The 20,435-nt window shown below is 45.2% G+C and carries 19 protein-coding genes, 3 tRNA genes, 1 rRNA gene and 1 pseudogene; 16 read left to right on the top strand and 8 right to left on the bottom strand.

Annotated features, from left to right (window positions below; genetic code table 11):
- The 3 genes from B9A22_RS23845 to B9A22_RS23835 all read left to right on the top strand — a co-directional run.
- A 23S ribosomal RNA gene (locus tag B9A22_RS23845) occupies positions 1 to 870 on the top strand; the annotation flags it as partial.
- A 224-nt stretch (positions 871 to 1,094) separates the two neighbouring features.
- A tRNA-Met gene (locus B9A22_RS23840) sits at positions 1,095 to 1,170 on the top strand.
- A gap of 199 nt (positions 1,171 to 1,369) precedes the next feature.
- Positions 1,370 to 2,185, top strand: coding sequence for a DMT family transporter (locus B9A22_RS23835; RefSeq protein ID WP_245824123.1), 816 nt, complete (start codon positions 1,370 to 1,372; stop codon positions 2,183 to 2,185).
- Between the two features lie 105 nt (positions 2,186 to 2,290).
- On the opposite strand, the gene B9A22_RS23830 is transcribed toward B9A22_RS23835, so the two are convergent.
- Together B9A22_RS23830 and B9A22_RS23825 are read right to left on the bottom strand one after the other, a co-directional pair.
- Entirely contained in the window at positions 2,291 to 2,707 is a 417-nt protein-coding gene (locus B9A22_RS23830; protein WP_084578431.1) for an EamA family transporter, read from the bottom strand.
- A 137-nt stretch (positions 2,708 to 2,844) separates the two neighbouring features.
- Positions 2,845 to 3,687 carry a serine hydrolase gene (locus B9A22_RS23825; protein WP_084578430.1) on the bottom strand — a complete coding sequence of 281 codons (843 nt, stop codon included), beginning with the start codon at positions 3,685 to 3,687 and terminating at the stop codon, positions 2,845 to 2,847.
- A gap of 180 nt (positions 3,688 to 3,867) precedes the next feature.
- Between B9A22_RS23825 and B9A22_RS23820 the strand changes: the two genes are divergently transcribed.
- From B9A22_RS23820 to B9A22_RS23810, 3 genes are all read left to right on the top strand, one after another.
- Positions 3,868 to 5,286 carry a hypothetical protein gene (locus tag B9A22_RS23820; protein ID WP_084578429.1) on the top strand — a complete coding sequence of 473 codons (1,419 nt, stop codon included), beginning with the start codon at positions 3,868 to 3,870 and terminating at the stop codon, positions 5,284 to 5,286.
- 178 nt (positions 5,287 to 5,464) lie between these two features.
- Complete coding sequence (gene pfkA / locus B9A22_RS23815; protein ID WP_281252437.1) at positions 5,465 to 6,424, top strand: 6-phosphofructokinase; 960 nt, start codon at positions 5,465 to 5,467, stop codon at positions 6,422 to 6,424.
- A gap of 206 nt (positions 6,425 to 6,630) precedes the next feature.
- Positions 6,631 to 8,112: a methyl-accepting chemotaxis protein gene (locus tag B9A22_RS23810; protein ID WP_084578428.1), complete on the top strand. Its 1,482-nt coding sequence runs from the start codon at positions 6,631 to 6,633 to the stop codon at positions 8,110 to 8,112.
- On the opposite strand, the gene B9A22_RS23805 is transcribed toward B9A22_RS23810, so the two are convergent.
- The 3 genes from B9A22_RS23805 to B9A22_RS25725 form a co-directional block, all read right to left on the bottom strand.
- Positions 8,113 to 8,448, bottom strand: a complete 336-nt coding sequence (locus B9A22_RS23805; protein WP_084578427.1) for a cupin domain-containing protein — start codon at positions 8,446 to 8,448, stop codon at positions 8,113 to 8,115. It abuts the gene before it with no gap.
- Positions 8,449 to 8,577: 129 nt separating this feature from the next.
- A complete protein-coding gene (locus B9A22_RS23800; RefSeq protein ID WP_084578426.1) occupies positions 8,578 to 8,865 on the bottom strand; it encodes a hypothetical protein in 288 nt (95 codons plus the stop codon).
- A 38-nt stretch (positions 8,866 to 8,903) separates the two neighbouring features.
- A complete protein-coding gene (locus B9A22_RS25725; protein ID WP_176215672.1) occupies positions 8,904 to 9,083 on the bottom strand; it encodes a hypothetical protein in 180 nt (59 codons plus the stop codon).
- Between B9A22_RS25725 and asnB the strand changes: the two genes are divergently transcribed.
- Complete coding sequence (gene asnB, locus B9A22_RS23795; RefSeq protein WP_084578425.1) at positions 9,083 to 10,927, top strand: asparagine synthase (glutamine-hydrolyzing); 1,845 nt, start codon at positions 9,083 to 9,085, stop codon at positions 10,925 to 10,927. The two genes, B9A22_RS25725 and asnB, sit on opposite strands and share 1 nt — an antisense overlap.
- Positions 10,928 to 11,020: 93 nt before the next feature.
- Here asnB and B9A22_RS23790 read toward each other — a convergent pair whose 3' ends face one another.
- Positions 11,021 to 11,251 carry a hypothetical protein gene (locus B9A22_RS23790; protein ID WP_084578424.1) on the bottom strand — a complete coding sequence of 77 codons (231 nt, stop codon included), beginning with the start codon at positions 11,249 to 11,251 and terminating at the stop codon, positions 11,021 to 11,023.
- Between the two features lie 268 nt (positions 11,252 to 11,519).
- Here B9A22_RS23790 and B9A22_RS23785 point away from each other — a divergent pair, with 268 nt between their 5' ends.
- The 6 genes from B9A22_RS23785 to larE all read left to right on the top strand — a co-directional run bounded on the left by B9A22_RS23785 (position 11,520) and on the right by larE (position 18,441).
- A complete protein-coding gene (locus tag B9A22_RS23785) occupies positions 11,520 to 12,845 on the top strand; it encodes an ankyrin repeat domain-containing protein (RefSeq protein ID WP_084578423.1) in 1,326 nt (441 codons plus the stop codon).
- Between the two features lie 231 nt (positions 12,846 to 13,076).
- Entirely contained in the window at positions 13,077 to 15,008 is a 1,932-nt protein-coding gene (gene cooS / locus B9A22_RS23780; RefSeq protein WP_084578422.1) for an anaerobic carbon-monoxide dehydrogenase catalytic subunit, read from the top strand.
- A gap of 17 nt (positions 15,009 to 15,025) precedes the next feature.
- Positions 15,026 to 16,030, top strand: coding sequence for an ABC transporter substrate-binding protein (locus tag B9A22_RS23775; protein ID WP_084578421.1), 1,005 nt, complete (start codon positions 15,026 to 15,028; stop codon positions 16,028 to 16,030).
- A gap of 7 nt (positions 16,031 to 16,037) precedes the next feature.
- Positions 16,038 to 16,799, top strand: a complete 762-nt coding sequence (locus B9A22_RS23770; RefSeq protein ID WP_084578420.1) for an ABC transporter permease — start codon at positions 16,038 to 16,040, stop codon at positions 16,797 to 16,799.
- Between the two features lie 14 nt (positions 16,800 to 16,813).
- Positions 16,814 to 17,590: an ABC transporter ATP-binding protein gene (locus B9A22_RS23765; RefSeq protein WP_217806044.1), complete on the top strand. Its 777-nt coding sequence runs from the start codon at positions 16,814 to 16,816 to the stop codon at positions 17,588 to 17,590.
- 23 nt (positions 17,591 to 17,613) lie between these two features.
- Positions 17,614 to 18,441: an ATP-dependent sacrificial sulfur transferase LarE gene (gene larE, locus B9A22_RS23760; protein WP_084578418.1), complete on the top strand. Its 828-nt coding sequence runs from the start codon at positions 17,614 to 17,616 to the stop codon at positions 18,439 to 18,441.
- Between the two features lie 71 nt (positions 18,442 to 18,512).
- Here larE and B9A22_RS23755 read toward each other — a convergent pair whose 3' ends face one another.
- Positions 18,513 to 19,406, bottom strand: a complete 894-nt coding sequence (locus B9A22_RS23755) for a sensor domain-containing diguanylate cyclase (protein WP_084578417.1) — start codon at positions 19,404 to 19,406, stop codon at positions 18,513 to 18,515.
- 238 nt (positions 19,407 to 19,644) lie between these two features.
- Here B9A22_RS23755 and B9A22_RS25720 point away from each other — a divergent pair, with 238 nt between their 5' ends.
- From B9A22_RS25720 to B9A22_RS23745, 3 genes are all read left to right on the top strand, one after another.
- A complete protein-coding gene (locus B9A22_RS25720) occupies positions 19,645 to 19,806 on the top strand; it encodes a hypothetical protein (RefSeq protein ID WP_176215671.1) in 162 nt (53 codons plus the stop codon).
- Positions 19,807 to 19,877: 71 nt separating this feature from the next.
- Positions 19,878 to 19,953 (top strand) — tRNA-Gln (locus B9A22_RS23750).
- 5 nt (positions 19,954 to 19,958) lie between these two features.
- Positions 19,959 to 20,034, top strand: a tRNA-Lys gene (locus B9A22_RS23745).
- A gap of 191 nt (positions 20,035 to 20,225) precedes the next feature.
- Here the strand turns inward: B9A22_RS23745 and B9A22_RS23740 are convergent.
- Positions 20,226 to 20,435, bottom strand: a pseudogene (locus B9A22_RS23740) (AAA family ATPase); the annotation flags it as partial.

The following is a 20,435-nucleotide window of genomic DNA, read 5'->3' as shown; positions in this document are numbered from 1 at the left end:
TGTGAAGATGCAGGTTACCCGCGACTGGACAGAAAGACCCCATGGAGCTTTACTGCAACCTGACATTGAGTTTTGGTAAATGATGTACAGGATAGGTGGGAGACTGAGAAATTGGGACGCAAGTCTTGATGGAGTCACTGTTGGGATACCACCCTTTATTTACTGGAGTTCTAACTTAAGTAGTAACGACACTAAGGACAGTGTCAGGCGGGCAGTTTGACTGGGGCGGTCGCCTCCGAAAGAGTAACGGAGGCGCCCAAAGGTTCCCTCAGCGCGGATGGAAATCGCGCGAAGAGTGTAAAGGCAGAAGGGAGCTTGACTGCGAGACAAACACGTCGAGCAGGGACGAAAGTCGGGCTTAGTGATCCGGTGGTACCGAGTGGAAGGGCCATCGCTCAACGGATAAAAGCTACCCTGGGGATAACAGGCTAATCTCTCCCAAGAGTCCATATCGACGGGGAGGTTTGGCACCTCGATGTCGGCTCATCACATCCTGGGGCTGAAGTAGGTCCCAAGGGTTGGGCTGTTCGCCCATTAAAGTGGTACGTGAGCTGGGTTCAGAACGTCGTGAGACAGTTCGGTCCCTATCCATCGCGGGCGTAAGAGACTTGAAGGGAACTGCTCCTAGTACGAGAGGACCGGAGTGGACGGACCAATGGTGTACCAGTTATCCCGCCAGGGGTAGAGCTGGGTAGCTACGTTCGGAAAGGATAAACGCTGAAAGCATCTAAGCGTGAAACCAGCCTTAAGATGAGGTCTGTCATTCGAAAGAAGTAAGGCCCCTTGTAGATGACAAGGTAGATAGGCCAGATGTGTAAGTGGCGCAATCCACGCAGCTGACTGGTACTAATAGGCCGAGGACTTGACTTAACTACCTCGTTTGCAAGTGCAAACATCAATAAACCAATTGCGCAGTCTTTCTTCTGTGAAGTTTTGAGGGAGTACCAATAAGGTATTTGTCTTAGACTGTTCAGAACGTGACATATGCTAGGCGGAGTGAGGACGTACCCGTAGTCGTACTGGAAAGTACGTCGGAGGGAACGCCCGGAGCGACAACGACGCAGATGGTGCGTTATCAACAGTCGTAACTATATCGCGGGATGGAGCAGTTGGTAGCTCGTCGGGCTCATAACCCGAAGGTCGTAGGTTCAAGTCCTGCTCCCGCAACCATGACATTAGAAGCCAAACGAGGTAATATATCTCGTTTGGCTTTTTTTATAATATGAAGCGTTCTAAACTAACAATTGACGCCAGACAATAATAGGAGTATCTTGACATAGAGATCCTTTTTAAATAATCGATATAAGTGGGTGTTATATTGAATTGGTTACATAGTTTTAGAATTTCTGATCGTTTGCGAGGTATCCTTTTGCTTGCAGTCACTGCCGTGTTGTGGAGCACCAGCGGATTAGGGATTAAATGGATTGACTGGAACCCAATGGCGATCGCCGGTACCAGAAGCGCCATCGCTGCTTTCGTCATTTGGGCGGCTTTTCGCCACTCACCGGTTTGCTGGAACAGAGCGTCATTTTGCGGAGGCGCGGCCTATGCCGTGATGATGTTGACTTTTGTTTCAGCGACAAAACTGACTACTGCTGCAAATGTCATTTTGCTGCAATATACATGTCCGATTTTTGTGGCAATCCTTGGGGTGATATTTTTAAATGAAAAGCCCAGTCTGTACGATTGGGTGACTATCAGCTTTGTTGGCGGTGGTATGCTGCTGTTTTTCCAGGACCAAATGTCAGCAGGGGGAGTTGCCGGTAATTTATTGGCCATCGTCAGTGGAATGTCTATGGCGGTTATGGCTGTATCCATGCGACTTCAAAAAGACGGTTCTCCGTTTGGATCAGTACTGCTGGGTAATATTCTGACTTTTTTATGCGGCTTGCCGTTTATGTTTGAGGGTTCACCCGGAGTAGGCGGATGGGCAGCCATTGTAGCGCTTGGATGTATTCAAATTGGCTTAGCTTATGTCCTTTATTCTATTGCTATCAAATATGTAACCGCCCTCGAAGCCTCGATCATTACCATGATCGAACCAATTCTCAATCCCCTTTGGGTGTTTCTGCTTCTTGGTGAGGGGCCTGGTCTTTGGTCGCTGATAGGCGGTGGTGTCATTCTGATGGCCATCGCCGCTCGGTATATCATACCGGCAGTTAAATCACAGACAGCCACCAGTTAGGTAGTACAGCAGTATTAGCAGTAAGATGAATGTAGGAAAGCGCCTATACAATAAAAACTTAAAAAAGGATACTATTTCCGTAGTTAGTGGAAATAGTATCCTTTTTTATAAACTAATTAAAATCAACCCGATGGTTATGAAAAAAGCGCCGATGAGCTGGCTGATGGTAATAATCTCATTTAATAGGAAATAGCTTAAGCTGATGGTTACTAGTGGAGCACAGGACATAATAAGTGAGACTTCATTAATGTTGCCTTCTTTTAAGGCGTAGAAATAGGCTAAATCACCAAGCAATGCTGCCAGAACGGCTTCGGTCGTAATGATAATCCAGAGAGAGGGAGGAACGGTTAGAAGTTCGTTATAGCCTCTAGCGCTAAGGAACCAGGCCGCTATGATAATCGCAGCAATCATAGTTCGTAGTACAAATGCTGTAACAGGATTTACGCTGTTTAAGACTGCTTTTCCAAATAGCGGTGCTAATCCCAGACAGAAAACTCCGGCCAGAGCATAAAATATAAACATGTTCATTCCTCATTTCGAAAAGCTCGGTTGTAAGATAAGTATGCTACGATATGTTTAAAAATGAGATGTGTTTAAGTAGGGCGCAAAAAAAGCGCCACAACTGCGTGACGCCACTGGAGCTACTATTTAGAAGGAATTTACTTGGTGCGAAGCAGATTATAGGCTTTGGCCGATATATTAGCAATAAAATTACTGGCATATGGAGGCGGGCGGTGGGTGGATGTGTAAGAGCTAATAAGTATTTGATCACGACCGTCATCGACAATACCAACATCACATTGTACCCCAGGTAGTTCGCCTACCTTATGAAATACCTTGGCATTGTGCATGAAGCGGGGGATTTCTTCCTTAAAAATCGTTTTGGACAATTCTTCTTTTAATATGAGCGAGAATTCTTTACCAAGATAAACTTCATTATATATTGTTTCAAAGACTACTGCCATTTCAGCGGGTGTTGTGACGCTGTGGTAGCCGTATTTTGTAAATGCTTCGCGGCTATGTATCCTTGTGTGGACAAGGTTGAGGTCTGCTAATACGCGAGTAAGGGCATCAGGCTTTTTATGTTCAATATCGTTTAAAAGCTCATAAAAAGCAGGGTTATCGCTGACTACCAGCATTTTCTTAATGTTAGCATCATAACGCTTCTTATCAGTGATTGAGGCTTCAGCATATAAATATTTGTAGATAGCAAGGGCGACTACAAGTTTATGGGTAGAAGCTGTAGGAAAAATAGTATCCTGGTTAAAACTGAAATTTTGGCCGGTTTTCAGGTTTTTGGCATACAGCCCGGTTTTACCATCAAATTGATTTAAGCTGCCATGAAGTTGCCTCGCCCAATCAGGTTGTGAAGCTGGCTGATTAGTGAGCGGAGTCGGCGGTGTAGCTGGCTCCGGTTTTGACTGTGGAGCATTAAGGGTATTGCAAGCACTTGTAGTAAGTAGAAATAGAAGTAGTAATATTGTTGTCACTGTTTTCTGCATTATATCACCCTGATTAGTATGATACTCATCGTGATAGGCTATCCTGGAGATTTTTTGGAGGTGGGAAAATAACTAAATCTTCCCTTTTTGCATATTTTACCCTGACCCAAAGTATAACTTTCTTAAAAGCAGCTAAGGGTAACACGGCTTACTTATAGAGCATAAGGGGGGGAGAGCGGTATGGGAGTAGAGCTTACGGCGCTGCATTATGTGTATTTACTATTCATTGTTGCGATACTCGGAGTCATGTTGATGCGCCGGGATACGTCGGTAGTATGTATTGTTGGGATTTTCATTATTGGCTTAATGGTAAAAGGTTCAGTTTACCAGGCTGTCAGCGGAATCTTTAACAGTTTTATTTATGCAATTACCGAATTGTTAGGTACCATCCTGATTATCTCAATTATTGTCGCTATGAGTCGAGTTCTGCTGGCTACAGGCATTAATGAGGCTATGGTGTCTCCAATAACCAAACTTATCTGTACTCCGTCCCAAGCTTATTGGATAACAGGCTTATTAATGATGGTTATTTCATGGTTTTTCTGGCCTTCGCCGGCAGTGGCACTTATTGGGGCAGTCCTCTTGCCTGTGGCAGTCAGGGCTGGATTGCCAGCCATTGGGGTGGCTGTGGCTATGAATTTGTTTGGGCATGGCATAGCTTTGTCTGGGGATTTTGTTATTCAGGCTGCGCCTAAACTAACGGCAGCTGCGGCCGGCATTCCTGTACAAAGTGTTGTAAGTGCTAGTGTGCCACTCGTATTTGTGATGGGGTTTGTAGCTACGGCTACTGCCTATTGGCTGCTAATACGGGATACGCAGCCTGGCGGAAGTCTTGACAATAAGGTAATAGAACTTTCAAATGATAAGTTTTCTCTATATGCAAAAGAAAATGATGAGATGATTTTAGGTGTATTGTCTAATACTATGAAAAATTCTCTTGCAGTCATAGTGCCTGTCTTGTTTTTTTTGGATGTAGGTATTATGTATGTAGCTAATCTACAGGGGGGAGAGGCTACCGCGCTGATCGGCGGTACGGCAGTATTTATTTTGGCACTTATCTCTTTGTTGGCCCATAGAAATCAGGGATTAGAGAAAGTGACTACATATTTGATCGATGGTTTCAAATTCGGCTTTACTGTTTTTGGCCCTGTCATTCCAATTGCCGCCTTCTTTTATTTGGGTGATGCCGGAATTGATCAAATTTTAGGCAAGGTATTACCTTCAGGTTCGCAGGGCATTGTTAATGATATCGGTTTGGCGATTGCCAGGATAGTACCGCTAAATCCTGGGGTTAGTGCTGTTACATTAACAATTGTTGGTGCAATAACCGGCTTAGATGGCTCGGGTTTTTCTGGAATATCTTTAGCAGGATCGATTGCACATTTGTTTGCTGCTGCTATTGGCTCTGGGATTGCGACACTGACGGCGCTGGGGCAAATTGCCGCTATCTGGGTTGGGGGCGGTACGCTGGTGCCGTGGGCACTGATTCCGGCAGCAGCTATCTGCGGCGTTAGTCCTTTTGAACTTGCCAGGCGTAATCTGATTCCGGTAGTATCAGGACTGATTGTTACCACGATTGTGGCGATGTTTCTAATTTAGATATGCGGACAAAATATCTCTAAATAGGCAAACTTTTTGATGGATTTTTGTAATAGCAGAAGGCAATTGGTTATATTTGCCGAAATATATAGAAGATTTATCCAATGTAGAGGTAGAAGTTAAGAGCGGCTAAGTTTCGCTGCATACACTGACTTGATTAGAGAAAGGCAGGGGTAATGTGAAGAAAATTGCGGTAATAACCAGCGGGGGCGACTGCCCAGGGATGAATGCTGCAATCCGTGCGGCAGTCCGTGTGGCGTTAGCGCATGGTGCTGAGGTCTGGGGAATTAGAAATGGTTATGCTGGCATGATCGCTGGTGATATGAAGGTATTAGATTCACGGTCAGTAGGGGATATCATTCAAAAGGGTGGAACTTTTTTGGGGACCGCCCGTAGTGAGGAATTTAAGACCTTAGCCGGCCGGCAAAAGGCGGTCGCCAATTTAGAAGCCCGTGGGATTGAGGGATTGATTGTTATTGGTGGCGATGGATCACTTACAGGGGCCAAATATCTGGGTGAACTCGGCATTAAATTCGTAGGACTTCCTGGGACAATTGATAATGATATCTGGGGAACCGATTATACCATCGGGTTTGATACCGCGGTAAATACTGCTCTTGATGCTATTAATAAACTGCGGGATACAGCTTCATCTCATGGAAGGGTGATGCTGGTAGAGGTCATGGGCCGGAATTGTGGTTGGATTGCGCTTACTGCGGGTTTGGCCGGTGGCGCTGAAATCATTCTGATTCCGGAGGAGCCATTTTCCCAAGAGGATATTTATAAACAATTGTTAGAGTCTCGGGCTAAAGGTAAGCAATATAGTATTGTTGTCATGGCCGAAGGTGCAGGTAGTGCGATTGATCTTGGTAAGAACATCCGGGCCAATACGGGATTAGAGACTAGGGCATCAATTCTTGGCCATATCCAGCGCGGCGGGGCGCCAACGGTATCTGACAGATTGCTGGCCAGCCGGCTGGCTGAAACTGCTGTTAGAGCGCTGCTTGACGGAAAAACAGATATCATGATTGGCTATAGGAATCGTCAATGTGTTGAGGTAGCCATTGGGGATGCTGTTGGCAAGAAAAAAGACATTGATCCAGAACTCTATCATCTGGCTCAGGTTTTGTCCCAATAACGAAAATCCCGCATTATTTCCTGGGAAATGATGCGGGATTTTGTCTAATTGATCAAATGTACATATGTCGCAGACTGCCCGCAAAGATGTCTAATCTGGTATGTACTGAGTTTTATTTGCTCTTGCGTTGCCAACATAACTTGTAGTATATTTATTGGAAAACTGAAAGAATTCATACACTTGAAACGAGGCAAGGGGAGTGCGTTATGGCATTATGGTTCGGGAAAAATAAAGCGATTGAAAAATTAAGTAAAATAACTGGTCAGTATTCAGCCGGTGATATGTCTATAATGATTAACTTAGATGAGTATCCGGCAGAACTGCATCCTTTAGCAAGTAACATTTCCGCATTAGCCGATATGCTGCGGATATTCGCCCAGGAAACCCAGGTATCATCAAGCCAGGTTTCGGCAGCAGTAGAACAAGTGAATGATGTGATCAGTCAAGCGGCCTGCCTGGCAGAACAAGCTCGTAAAGAAGCCGGTACTGCCGACCAACTGTCTCAGGATATTGCCGGAGCTACTAAACACGCAGCCAGGCAAATTGATGAGGTCATGGCAGCAACGCAAACAATTACTGCTGTAGCGGAGGATATTTACCAAGATACTATTACTTCGAAAAATATGGCAGAGCAAGGCTATCAGGCGGCGGCAAAAGTAACAATAGCCATGGACTCGATCCGTCAGGCTTCGGGCGAAGTGGGAGAAAGAATTATGGCCTTGACGCAAATGGCAAGAGATATTGATAGCTTTCTGGCTACAATCCAAGGAATATCGGCGCAGACCAACCTCCTGGCACTTAATGCCAGCATTGAGGCTGCCCGGGCCGGCGAGCATGGACGAGGTTTTGCCGTTGTGGCGCAAGAAATTCAGAAACTATCAGATGCCAGTGCGATTGCCGCTAACTCGGCAAATAAACTGTTGGCCGAGATTGACGGTGGCGTATTGGCAGCGGCAAAGGCTGCTGAGGTCGGGACAGCCGCCGTTGAAACCGGAGCCAAAGAAATGAGGGAAGCCGATGCCAGCCTTCAGGCTATTTTAGCGGCTAGTGCCCAGGTGGAAGAAAAAATGGCAGAGGCGAGTGTTGCTAGGCAGAACCAGTTTGGCGCCACGCAAAAAACGGCAGACTTTTTAGGACAGATTGCCAGCATGGCTGCTGAAGCAGCTAGCCGGATGACGACAGTCGCTAGTTCGATAGAACAGCAGGATAAACATCTTGGTGATACCCGGCATATGGGAGATGTGTTGGCTGAGGTGGCTGAACATCTGGTGGCAACTACCGGAAAGATTACACTGATTGACATTGGTAGTCGCCAGCAGGCCGAACTTGACGGCAAAGTAGCCAAGCTACGCAGTATTCTTGAACAAACAGTGAAAAACCAACAAATCATCGGTATGGATGCGGCTGGGCACAAAGAAATACTAAGCGGCCTGCTGGCTCAAAATCCTGAGCTTGAGGCCGCCTGGACTAATCTTACAGATGGTCAGTTTGTTGTTTCCTTACCACCGGCTGGAATTGCTAATGCTCAGACCAGAGAATGGTTTAAACAAGCCAAACAAGGGAAGTTCTACATATCACAGGTGTATGTTTCGGCTATATCCCACCAGCCGTGCCTAACCATTTCGCTGCCGATCGCTGACAGTATGGGGGCAATCAAGGGTGTTCTTGGGGTAGATTTGAGGTTATAATTACATAACAAGTACGAGCAGCATCTTGAAGTTTCCAACAGCATCCAGACCGTGCGGAATTCCGGCAGGCATAACAACTACCTGGCCAGTTGTTGCCATGATTTTGTTGTCGCCGATGGTAATTTCTGCTTGGCCATCAAGGATATACACCATGGCATCTCCAGGAGCCGAATGGGAGCTGATTGCTTCGCCTTGAGCAAATGCAAACAATGTCATGCTGAGTGTCTTGTTTTGTGATAAAGTCAGGCTTACGACTTTACCAGGCTGATAATCCACCAAGTTAACCATTTCCAGGGCTTTGCTGAACTCAATATTTTTTATAAACTGTTTTTCCATAACTAAAACCTCCATATTTTTGGAATTTAGGATATCTTTGTTTTTAGTTTAGCAAATCAATACGCTCTGCGCTGTGACAGAAGTCACGGTTAGTAAAAAACAGGCCATAGATGGCCTGTTTTTTCTTTTTTAACGTACATCATCATTCAAATCCAAAGCGCCGTCTTCGGAAACACGTACGTTAAGACTGACCTTTTCTTCATGCCCCCATAGCATTCTTGCTACCAAGCTATTTGTAGCGTGTTTATTGCCAGGCTTGAGTTCCTCTGTCCGGAGGGCATCCTGGGTGGCATCAAGTCCACTTTCATGGTATACTGCGCCAGCGTTGTCAATGTCGGCACCTTCCTGATAATCTGGATTTGCTGACGCACTCGGCGTTGTAACAATTATTCCTGAGGTCTGTTTGGTTTCGCTCATAGTAAATTCCTCCCTGCTTGAATCAGGTGTGATTAAAGTTAGCGTATCCGCACATACCGCGCACCATACATATTTTTAATCATCTGTGACAATTGTTTCCCCAAGCGCATATCTATAAGCATGTAAATCAACACGTGGGCAAAGTCGCCTGTGCAGCACGCCAGAGAGCTGGCTTGACGCTCACAGGCTATATCTTTTTGCAGGAGATGATTAAACAATGTGTGGGATTACCGGTTGGATTGACTGGCAGGAAAACTTAACAGAAAAAAGTCATATCTTATCAGCCATGGTTGAAACACTGGCTGCACGCGGACCAGATGCGCAGGGAGCTTATATTACGCCGCACGCAGCATTAGGGCACCGCCGCCTTAGTGTTATTGACCCTGTGGGCGGTGCGCAGCCCATGATCCGGTTTCGCGGTGATCAGAAATTTGTCATTACTTATAATGGTGAGTTGTATAACACGCCAGAGATCAGACTGGCACTGGAAGACCGGGGACATAGGTTCAGTACGCACTGCGATACCGAGGTACTGTTAGTGGCCTTTATCGAGTGGGGGCCGGCCTGTGTTGAGCGGTTCAACGGCATATATGCTTTTGGGATTTGGGATGAAGCCAATCAAAGTCTGTTTTTAGCCCGTGACCGCATTGGTGTTAAGCCATTATTTTACGCCGAGCGAGGCAGTAGTTTTATTTTTGGTTCAGAGCTTAAAACTTTGCTGGCGAATCCTCTGGTCCGCCCAGAAATTAATGAAGAGGGTTTAGCGGAAGTGTTTATGATTGGGCCATCCCGGACGCCAGGGCATGGTGTCTTTCGTGATGTCAAGGAACTAAAGCCTGGACACTGTATGATATACAATCGACAGGGAAAGTTTGTTAAACAGTATTGGGCGCTTGAATCAAGACCGCATACCGACGATTTTAGTGTTACATCATCCAAAGTCCGTGAACTTTTAATTGACACGGCCAAACGTCAGTTAGTCTCAGATGTACCGCTATGTACGCTGTTATCAGGCGGGCTTGATTCAAGTGCACTTACTGCGTTAGCTGTCATGTCTCATAAACACTCAGACCTCGGAAGTCTCCATACCTATTCTGTTGACTATGTAGACAATGAAGTGCATTTTAAAGCGAACAGCTTCCAACCTAATCCTGATGCACCCTGGGTTACCCGGGTATCAGAGCATTTTGGCACGTATCACCATAATATATTACTTGATACGCCTGAGTTGGCAGAGAGTCTCAAGCCGGCTGCGTTAGTGCGTGACTTGCCAGGCATGGCTGATATTGATACTTCATTGTATTTGTTCTGCCGTGAAATAAAAAAAGGCGCTACAGTTGCCTTATCTGGCGAGTGCGCAGACGAAGTATTTGGCGGCTATCCCTGGTTTCAGCGGGAAGATATGATCAATGCCACAACCTTCCCCTGGTCGCCGCGGCCGGAAATCCGTATTCCTTGGCTTAAGGCGGAAATTCAGGCTAAAATTAAGCCTGCTGAATATGTTGCACAGCGTTACAGTGATGCATTGGCTGAAGTTCCGCACCTGCCTGGTGAAGATGCACGTTCGGCCAGAATGCGCGAAATATTTTATCTCAGTCTCACGCGGTTCATGCCAACCCTCCTTGACCGCAAGGATCGTATGAGTATGGCGTTTGGTTTAGAGGTCCGAGTTCCCTTCTGCGATCACCGCATTGTTGAATATGTCTGGAATGTGCCTTGGAGTATGAAAAACTATCAAAACCGGGAGAAAGGGCTGCTGCGCCATGCCTTAGAGGGCATTCTGCCTGAGGATGTACTGTGGCGAAAAAAAAGTCCCTATCCCAAAACGCACAATCCGGCCTATACCCGGGCCGTTGTCGGTGAAGCACTTACCATCTTAAACGACCCCACATCCCCGTTAAAAGATATTCTTGCTATTGATAAACTTAAAGAAATTGCACAGACAGATCTGTCTGCGTCTAACATTCCGTGGTTTGGTCAACTTATGAGCGGGCCTCAGCTCTTTGCCTATCTCATTCAGGCTGACCACTGGATGCGCGAATATAAAGTTCAAGTGGTATAGATAAAAACCGCAGTAGCAGGTCTCGCCAATGCTGCTGCGGTTTAACTGTTTTGAAATAACTGTTTTGAAACCACTAAGCACCGAGTAACGGACTTATTCCTCCGAAGCACTACCACTTTTTACATAGTCAATTAATCGCGATAGCTTTCCACTATTTAAAGAATCGTAAGTAGTCGTACCATAAGTGTCAGCACTACTTAGTAACTCTTGAGCTGCTTTCATAGCCTGCATATGTTTTTTACGAATGAAATCGAAGTCGCTACGCAATTCCCACTCAATGGCAGGACTATCGTTTTGGATACCCGCAATTACTTTTTTCTCCATACTTTACACCTCATTTATATAGTTACATGAAATAAGTTTGATGTTTGGCTATAGTATAACTCAAGTATATATTAATTAAAAATATGAGATATCTATATTAATATAGATATACGCTATACAAAAAGGCGTTTCTATAAAGCTATGATACTGTCGATTTCACCTCTACAAAAATTCGGTTACCAATAAATACATTATTATTTTTTACTAACAATGCCGAAAAAGGAAAAACAAGTATCTAAAGCGAATATATATACAGCTAAATTTACCTATGGAGTGTAAATTGAATATGTGGGTGGATATTAAAGCAAAAATTAATTCGCTAATTGAAAAGATTAAAGCAGTAAAGCTCCCCAAGCCGGCTAAACCTGACTTTGCAGGAGCCGTTGACAAAATCAAACTGCCTCTCGGTGCGGTTTTCGCAAAGATTGAGGCCAAGCATCTGGTCTATGTTGCGCTCATTCTTTTGCCTGCCGTTGTCGGTTTGGGTGCTTACTATGGCATTGTGAACAGCAGGGACCAATTGGAAGCCGCTAATTTGCCGGAAAATCAGCTTGCTCGAATGGGTGTAGGTTTTACTGCTGATGAATTTGTCAAATATGCCGGTCGAGGAGAAAAAGATATTACTGTGCTGTTTATAGAGGCTGGCATGTCGCCTGATTCTTACCGGAAAAATGACGGGTTTACACCGCTGCATGCTGCTGCTGCTTATGGCCGCTCTGTGGTTGTTAAGCAGTTGCTGGATAAAGGTGCTGATGTCAATGGCCGTGATAAAGAGGGACAGACAGCCCTGATGAAAGCCGTATGGAACAGTCATGCAGATGTGGTAGCTACCTTGTTACAGAAGGGTGCTGTCCTTACAGTCAATGATATCAAAGGCAATAATGTAGTCAACATGGCTAAAGCAAGGAATGACCGCAGAGTACTTGAGGTTTTGGTTAAAGCTGGAGTGAAAGAACTCAAGGAAGATTTGGATAAGGTAACGCCTGTTGCTAAACAGACTGAAAAAATGACAAAACCAAATAATACTAAGCAGCTGCCGCAGCTAGCCCAAAATAGTTCTGTTCCTGCCAGCAGGGCCGGCTCTGCCAGACCAACAGCTTCAAACACTGCGCCGCCAGGCGAATTTGTTTTGGCCTCAGGCTATGCTGGTGCCATCGGGGTAGGAAATTCTGCCGAAAGTTTGTATCAACGGTTTGGTACAGAAGCCGTAACTGCAGGAGAAGAATACCTTGGTGGCAGAACTTACCGGGTATTGAGGGTAAATGAACGGGGTACCGGCCTGCCGTCACTAACGGCCTTTGTTGCTCAGGTAAAAGAAGGACAGGATAAAATTATTACAGCTATCCACGTGTTTGATACACGTTACAAAACCGCTAATGGTATTGGTGTAGGCGCTACGTTAGGTGAGTTAAGACGGTCAGGCGGTGTAAGCTCAATTGAGTATGCTGATTCGCTGTATGCTGTGGCGCAAGGCAACAAAATACGCTACGAGCTTGATATCAGTGCTGATAATATGCCAGTTGCCTGGCTAAACGGCGGTGGCACAAATTCGTTGCCTGACGATATGAAAATCAGGAGTATCTATCTATTCTAGCGGCACTCCGTTATTGACAAAATTGATAAGGCTATGATAATATCTTGATACAACGTTGCAAAAAAGTATACATTACCTAGGCTGATTAGACAGACTGAAGGCCCAGGAATCGCCCGAGTATGGGTGATTCTTTGGCCTTTTATTTTTTTGCCAAGAACTCTATAGTAATTTAGAAGGTAAAGAAATAGGGTATCTTCTGAGGGAAAAGTAATAAAGTTTTTGGGGGTAACCATGAGTTTTGACGCCATTAATGATTATCGCAAAACCTTCCCGTCTAAACAAAAAGTGATTGAACAAACACCTGACCCGGGGGTCAGGGCTATGCTCAATCATCTAGATAAAGCCGGTATTCCTACTGCATTTGACAGATTTGATGCCCAGAAACCGCATTGTTCATTCGGGTTGGCAGGCACGTGCTGCCGGATTTGTAATATGGGACCATGTCGGATTACTGAAAAAAGCCCCAAGGGGGTTTGCGGTGCCGATGCCCATGTAATCGTTGCCCGTAACATTTTGCGCTGGGTAGCCGCCGGTGTGGCAGCGCATGGCGCGCGGGGGCGGGAAGTCTTGCTGACTCTTAAAAAAGCGGCCAGCGGGGAGTTGGCTTTGCCGCTTTTAGGACCGGAAAAAGTCCTGGCAACAGCTAAAGCATTTGGGATCTATCAAGAGGATAAAACAGTTGCCGAGCTGGCAGAGCAGCTTGCCGATCTGCTGCTTGAAGACATGTCCCGCGCTGTGCCAGCCACCCACCGGACAATTATCGCTATGGCACCACCTGAGAGGGTAGAGACCTGGTCCAAGCTGGACATTATTCCTATTAGCTCATATCATGAGGTGTTTGAAGCCTTACACCGTACAGGAACAGGAACCGACGGCGATTGGGAAAACCTGATGAAACAACTGCTGCGCTGTGGACTGGCTTTTTCCTGGAACAGTGTGGTCGGACCATCGATTGCCGCCGACTGTCTCTATGGACCACCCAAACGCAGCCAAATCGAGACTAACTTTGCTTCTCTTAAAAAAGAGTATGTTAATATTGCTTTGCACGGCCATTCACCTGTTCTGCCTTCGGCTTTGGTACAGGCCAGCCGGGATCAGGAACTTGTCGAGTTAGCCAAAGCACAGGGGGCCGCTGGCATCCGTCTGTATGGTATTTGCTGCTCCGGCTTATCATCTTTATACCGTTACGGCGAGGTTCATCCCTTGAGCAACTCGCTTGGTGCGGAGCTCATTATGGGTACAGGTGCACTTGATACGTGGGTAGCTGATTTGCAGGATATCTATCCGGCGATTATGGACGTAGCCGCCTGCTTCCATACCAAAGTGATTACGACCAGTGATTCCTGCCGTCTGCCTGGAGCTATTCATATGGCCTTTGACCATCAGCATTCTAATATGAATCAGACACTCGACCAAGCCAAAGAGATTGTTAGACTGGCTATCAGCAATTACCCCGCGCGGCAGAAAGAGAATGTATACATTCCTGAAGTCAGCTTAGAGGCTGAGGTAGGATTTTCGGTGGAGAACATAACTCAAGCATTTGGTAGTCTGGATGAACTGGCAGCCCTGATCAAAAGCGGTAAAATAAAAGGCATTGTCAACCTTGTCGGCTGCAACAACCCCAAGGTTGTTTACGAACAGGCCATCCTCCAGGTAGCTGATATTTTGCTTGCCAATGATATCATTGTCCTTACCAATGGCTGTGCCTCTTTCCCGCTCTTAAAGCTGGGGTATTGCAGTCAAAAAGCATTGGCTAAAGCAGGCCCCGGACTTAACGAAGTGTTAGGCGCAAGAAATTTGCCACCGGTGTGGCATATGGGAGAATGCCTGGATAACGCCCGGGCTTCCGGCCTGTTTAGGGCGCTGGCTGATAAGAGCGGGCAGCCACTCAAACACATGCCGGTTGCGTTTGCCAGCCCGGAATGGTCAAATGAAAAAGGCGTGGGGGCGGCACTGAGTTTCCGGTTAATGGGTTTGAATTCTTACCATTGCATTCAGGCCCCAGTGCAGGGGTCTGACAAGGTATCCGATTTTTTTGCTAAAGATACTCAGGATTTGCTTGGATCTGTTATGGTGGTGCTGCCTGATCCTAAAGGCTTAGGACAGAAAATTGTCGAGGACCTTGAGCAGAGACGAAATCAATTAGGCTGGGACAGCAAATAGTTTAGGGGGTTAAACAAATGAACCGGAGAGATTTTATTAAAAAAAGTGTTTACATGGCGGTTGGCCTTGCTGGTGGATTAACCCTGGCTGGGTGCGGCAGTAGTGGACAGACAGGTGTTAGTTCCACTCAACCTAAAACTAAACCAACAGTAAAAGTTGGCTACTTACCTATTACCGATCATCTGACCATGATTGCACATGGTCAGACCGAGTTTCGCCAATTTGCGCTGGAACCTGTCAAGTTTTCAGGCTGGGCAGAACTGGCAGAGGCTCTGAAAGGTGGCGCAATCCAAGGTGCTTTTGCCTTGACCCCTATCGGCATGAGCCTGAAGCAAAAGGGTGTGCCGGTTAAGGCCGTATTCTTAGGACACCGCAACGGTTCGGTATTGACAGCTAAAAATGTTCCTGAACTAACCCGCATTGAGGACTTAAGAGGCAAGACGATTGCCATCCCCAGCAAGTTCTCCACCCATAATATTCTCATACAAAAAGTACTGACCGAAAAAGGCATTAATCCCAATACTGATGTAAAATTCTTAGATATGTCACCGCCTGAGATGGTTAACGCGCTGTCTACAGGCAAAATTGACGCTTTTATTGTTGCGGAACCTTTTGGCGGACAAGCCGAGATACAAAAAGTCGGTAAAGTTTTGGTTCTCAGCAAAGATATTTGGCATGACCACATTTGCTGCGTACTAAACGTTCAAGAAGAATTAATTCAGAAAAACCCCGAGGCAGTTGAGGAACTGGTAGGCGGCTTGGCCAAAGCAGCTAAGTTTATTGACGGCAATCCACAGGAAGCGGCAAAATTGTCGCTTAAATATCTGGGTCAAAAGCAGGAAGTCATTGAGCATGTACTGACAAATCCTAAAGGCAGGATCACCTTTGACAATCTTGTTCCCAATCTGAAGGACTTTACTGCCACCCAAGACTATTTGGTTCAATTCGGAATTACTAAAGACAAAATTGATTTAACCCAGTATATCGATGACCGGTTTGCCAGAAAGGCTTTTGGGGTGTGATTTGACTATGCAGACAAAGACCCTGAATAGAACTGCCATTTTGCCGTGGCTGGCTATTGCCGCTTTCCTCGGACTATGGCAGGCTGTTGCCGGCTTTTATACGCATGAACAGTTGCCCGGGCCCGCGAAAGTCTTTGCCGGCCTAATGGAATTGGCTGATACCGGTGTATTATGGGAACACATTCAGGTTAGTTTAATCAGATTTACTATTTCATATAGTCTGGCATTAGTTGTCGCCGTTCCCCTTGGATTACTCCTTGGGTGGCATACCTATTCACTCAAGGCGCTGGGGCCCATCCTGCAAATCTTGCGGCCAATTTCTCCTATCGCCTGGTTTCCGTTGGCCGTGCTGTGGTTTGGTGTGGGTAATGCCCCGGCGATCTTTATCATTTTCTTATCGGCTTTCTTTCCCATTTTGTTATCAACCATTAGCGCTGTAAGGAAAGTTGACCCTGTATATTTGAAAGTCGCCCAGAATTTTGGTGTAGGTAAAACCATGCTGTTTACTAAGATCGTCATACCTGCTGCTTTTCCCTATATTATGATTGGACTTAACATTGCCATTGGTGTGGCCTGGATTCATTTGGTGGCTGGTGAAATGCTGGGTGCCCAATCAGGGTTAGGCTATTTAATCGTTGATTCCCGTAACTTTTTGCGGACAGACTGGATCATGGGTGGTATGCTGGTTGTCGGCCTTCTGGGACTTCTCATTAATACAATGATTGGTTGGGCAGAAAAAGGGATTAACCGAAAATGGGGAGTAGGCTAAAAAGAGGTGATAACTTGGCAAAGATTGAAATAAATAACTTATGTAAAAGTTTTCTGGATACGCAGGGAAAATCGCTTGATGTACTTGTGGATGTTAATCTTGAGATAACCGCTGGCGAGTTTTTATGCTTGCTCGGACCAAGCGGTTGTGGTAAGACAACCCTAATGAACTTAATGGCTGGATTTGAAAAGCCAACAAGTGGTACCCTAACTATCGACGGCCTGCCTGTCAGCCGACCTGATTCCAAGCACATAACCATATTTCAGGATTATGGACTGTTTCCCTGGCGAAATGTTTTGGGTAATGTCATTTTTGGCCTTGAAGCCAAGGGCATGAATAGAAAAGCTGCTAAAGAAAAGGCTGAAGAATATTTGGAATTAGTGGGTTTATCCCAGTTTGCCAGAAGTTTTCCTGGTCAGCTTTCAGGTGGGATGAAACAGAGAGTGGCTATCGCCAGAGCACTGGCAGTTGAGCCTGACATTATTTTTATGGATGAGCCTTTTGCTGCGTTAGATGCATTTACCCGCTACCGACTGCAGGATGAGGTGCTAAGGATTTGGACGGAAAAGAAACCAACGATTATATTTGTTACTCATGATATTGATGAGGCTGTATATTTGGCACAGCGGCTTGCTATTATGACACCTAACCCGGGGCGGATACAGCGAATGATTGATATTAAGCTGTCTAGGCCGTGCAATCGTGGTGACTCAGGTCTTATTGCCTATCGACAGCAGGTTTTCCGGGAGTTTGAGTTAGTTCACGCTGTCAGTAGTGACTATAGTATTTAAGTATTAGCTATACAGGAGGGACTATGGTGCAACTTACCGAAAAAATAAACAAGCTAACACAAATGTTAAAGGAAATGGGAACTGTGGCAGTAGCCTTCTCAGGTGGTGTTGATAGCAGCTTTTTGGCGGCAGCCGCGCAGCGAGTGGTAGGCGATCATGCTGTGGCTGTTACCGCATACTCGGAGACCTTGCCAGAGTCTGAGCGCCAAGAGGCGATCGCCATTGCCCGGCAAATCGGTATTCGTCATGTGCTCTTACATATCAGCGAACTGGTCAGCGAGGACTTTGTGGCCAATACACCAGATCGCTGCTATTTTTGTAAAAAAGAGCGGTTTGATGCGTTAAGGCAATGGGCTGATGCTGAGGCGATAGCCTGGGTATTAGAAGGTTCGAATGCTGACGATCAATCAGATTATCGGCCCGGCATGCGGGCCGTCGATGAACTAACCGGCGTTCGCAGTCCGCTCTTAGAAGCCGGACTGACTAAGGAAGAAATTCGGGCAATATCTAAGGAGTGGGGCGTGCCTACCTGGAACAAACCCAGTGCAGCCTGCCTTTCCTCGCGGGTAGCTTTCGGCTTGCCGGTTACAGCAGAGCGCCTTAAACAGATCGAACTCGCCGAGGCTTTTGTTAAGCAGTATTGCAGCGGGCAGGTTAGAGTTAGGCATCATGATAATCTGGCTCGTATCGAGGTATCTCAGGAGGATATTCCAGCGTTGGCCCAGCCTGATAGAGCGGCATTGATTAGTACGGAATTGCGTAAGTTAGGATTTACTTATGTGACGCTTGATTTGGCCGGGTATCGTACCGGCAGTATGAATGCTGTTTTGCATTTAAAGGACAATCAATAATGAGTTGACCAAATAGAGGCACAAATTCCCCTTTAAAGGAAATTTGTGCCTCTTATTTCTAACTCATCTGTTTAAGTGCTGACTACTCCCTGCTTTTTCTTGACATAGAGGGCATGATCGGCTTTTTTTATGAGATCCTCAAAATCTTTAGTATTTAAGACAAAGTCGCTTGCTATACCAGAACTAACTGAGCAGAGTATCTTATGCTTGTTGAAAACAAATTCCTTACTAGCAATACCAGTTTCAATTTGTTCGGCTACTTTTGCTAGTTCTTCAAGATGAGTATCCACCAAAACTATTAACAATTCATCTCCACCGTATCGGATTAGCTTACCACTTTTGTGGATATCTAAACGGATGTATTTAGTTATTTCAACTAAGATAAAATCGCCGGCTTGATGCCCGTAGGTATCATTGATTATTTTAAATTTATTAATATCCAAAAGTATAATCCCGATATTGCGGTTTGTAATTCGTCTTAAGTAATTATTGAATAGATAGGTTCTATTATAAGCCTGCGTAAGATAGTCATAATAAGCCTGACTGCTTAACTGACGAATTAATCCTTGTATTTGCAATTGCATTTGTTTCTGTTTGGTGATATTGGTTATATGACTTAAAAAGTATTTTCTAGTATTAATCTCTACCATCCGTGATATTACTTCTACATTAAGAGTATGTCCATCTTTTCTTGCATGGAGAGACTCAAAACGATATGTTTCAGGGTAACACTGCATAACTTTGCTCATCTTTTGTTGTATAATCTGGTCTCCTGTTATATTAATAACAGAGATAGGCAGACCTACTAGTTGTTCTGGTGTATAACCATATAAGTAACTACAGGCCTTATTTGCGTACACTATTAATTTTGTTTTTACATCTACAAGTAATAAACAATCATGTGTTAAGTCTAAAATTGCATTATAAAATTGTTGCGTAGGGAAAAAGACAAGCTTATTTTTCATAAATGTATTTTCCCTCCTTTTATGTAATATTATTTCTACATTATTCTATAAAAACCTCTCTTATTTTACAAAAATTATCAGCTGCAATTGTCTCTTACGTAGTGTTTTATGGTCAAACTGTGTTTAAGGCTGAAGGATAGTACAAAATTCATTATTTTATTTTTAAGGTAGGCAGGAATATAAAAGTCTACATGGAAATAAAAGGTAATAAGACAAGCTGGACGGGAGGGGTGTTACTATGAATAATCAAACACAGCCGTTATTAATTCCCTATACATGCGATAAATGTGGAAAAACATTGGCTTGGGCATTGCCTGGTGCGACAGTTTGTTGTAAACAATGTGGAAAATGGGTCACTAACTCTAATGCCAAAGCTGTAGAGAAGGCAATCACTGCATAACAATTGATTTGACAAAACCCCAATAGATATATATAATACTTATTGAAATAAAAAGTTTTATCTATAGCTATTGGGGCGTAGCCAAGCTGGTAAGGCACGGGACTCTGACTCCCGCATTCGTAGGTTCAAGTCCTGCCGCCCTAGCCATAATTGACTCACTAGCTCAACTGGCAGAGCAACTGACTCTTAATCAGTAGGTTGTAGGTTCGATTCCTACGTGGGTCACCAGCTAAAAATGAGGTATATCAAAGGGTGTAGCCCTTTGATATACCTCATTTTTTTTCGTTCTATGGTAAATTGCAGAATGGAGATATAACGTGTTGTTGCTGGCGCATAGTGTCCAGAAATAGACTGTGTTAGTTGTCCAAATGCTGCCGGAAATGCTGACCAACAGTCCCGGCAGCAAATGAAACTGCCAATTAAACTAGTTCTCCCTGAATCACCAGTTTAACCATATGGTCGTCAATAATCCTGCGTCCGTTTTGCGAACCATAGAGTAGGCAATGTGTACATGCCTTGTTGACAAGACGGGCGGCTCCGCTTGAGAAACGGTAAATTTCATCAATAGCCCCATCCGAAAAGATATCCCGATCGGCACCTGCATAAGCCAGGTGCTTTTTCATATACTC

This window comes from Sporomusa malonica (assembly GCF_900176355.1).
GTDB lineage: Bacteria > Bacillota > Negativicutes > Sporomusales > Sporomusaceae > Sporomusa > Sporomusa malonica.
The sequence above is the reverse complement of the archived record's forward strand: the minus strand, read 5'-3'. Positions and strand labels throughout refer to the sequence as shown.

Coding starts and splice junctions, on each gene's coding strand:
- B9A22_RS23830 (WP_084578431.1), bottom strand. CDS start 2,707: ATGTTTATATTTTATGCTCTGGCCGGAGTTTTCTGTCTGGGATTAGCA.
- B9A22_RS23825 (WP_084578430.1), bottom strand. CDS start 3,687: ATGCAGAAAACAGTGACAACAATATTACTACTTCTATTTCTACTTACT.
- B9A22_RS23820 (WP_084578429.1), top strand. CDS start 3,868: ATGGGAGTAGAGCTTACGGCGCTGCATTATGTGTATTTACTATTCATT.
- B9A22_RS23810 (WP_084578428.1), top strand. CDS start 6,631: ATGGCATTATGGTTCGGGAAAAATAAAGCGATTGAAAAATTAAGTAAA.
- B9A22_RS23805 (WP_084578427.1), bottom strand. CDS start 8,448: ATGGAAAAACAGTTTATAAAAAATATTGAGTTCAGCAAAGCCCTGGAA.
- B9A22_RS23800 (WP_084578426.1), bottom strand. CDS start 8,865: ATGAGCGAAACCAAACAGACCTCAGGAATAATTGTTACAACGCCGAGT.
- asnB (WP_084578425.1), top strand. CDS start 9,083: ATGTGTGGGATTACCGGTTGGATTGACTGGCAGGAAAACTTAACAGAA.
- B9A22_RS23790 (WP_084578424.1), bottom strand. CDS start 11,251: ATGGAGAAAAAAGTAATTGCGGGTATCCAAAACGATAGTCCTGCCATT.
- B9A22_RS23785 (WP_084578423.1), top strand. CDS start 11,520: ATGGAGTGTAAATTGAATATGTGGGTGGATATTAAAGCAAAAATTAAT.
- cooS (WP_084578422.1), top strand. CDS start 13,077: ATGAGTTTTGACGCCATTAATGATTATCGCAAAACCTTCCCGTCTAAA.
- B9A22_RS23775 (WP_084578421.1), top strand. CDS start 15,026: ATGAACCGGAGAGATTTTATTAAAAAAAGTGTTTACATGGCGGTTGGC.
- B9A22_RS23770 (WP_084578420.1), top strand. CDS start 16,038: ATGCAGACAAAGACCCTGAATAGAACTGCCATTTTGCCGTGGCTGGCT.
- larE (WP_084578418.1), top strand. CDS start 17,614: ATGGTGCAACTTACCGAAAAAATAAACAAGCTAACACAAATGTTAAAG.
- B9A22_RS23755 (WP_084578417.1), bottom strand. CDS start 19,406: ATGAAAAATAAGCTTGTCTTTTTCCCTACGCAACAATTTTATAATGCA.
- B9A22_RS25720 (WP_176215671.1), top strand. CDS start 19,645: ATGAATAATCAAACACAGCCGTTATTAATTCCCTATACATGCGATAAA.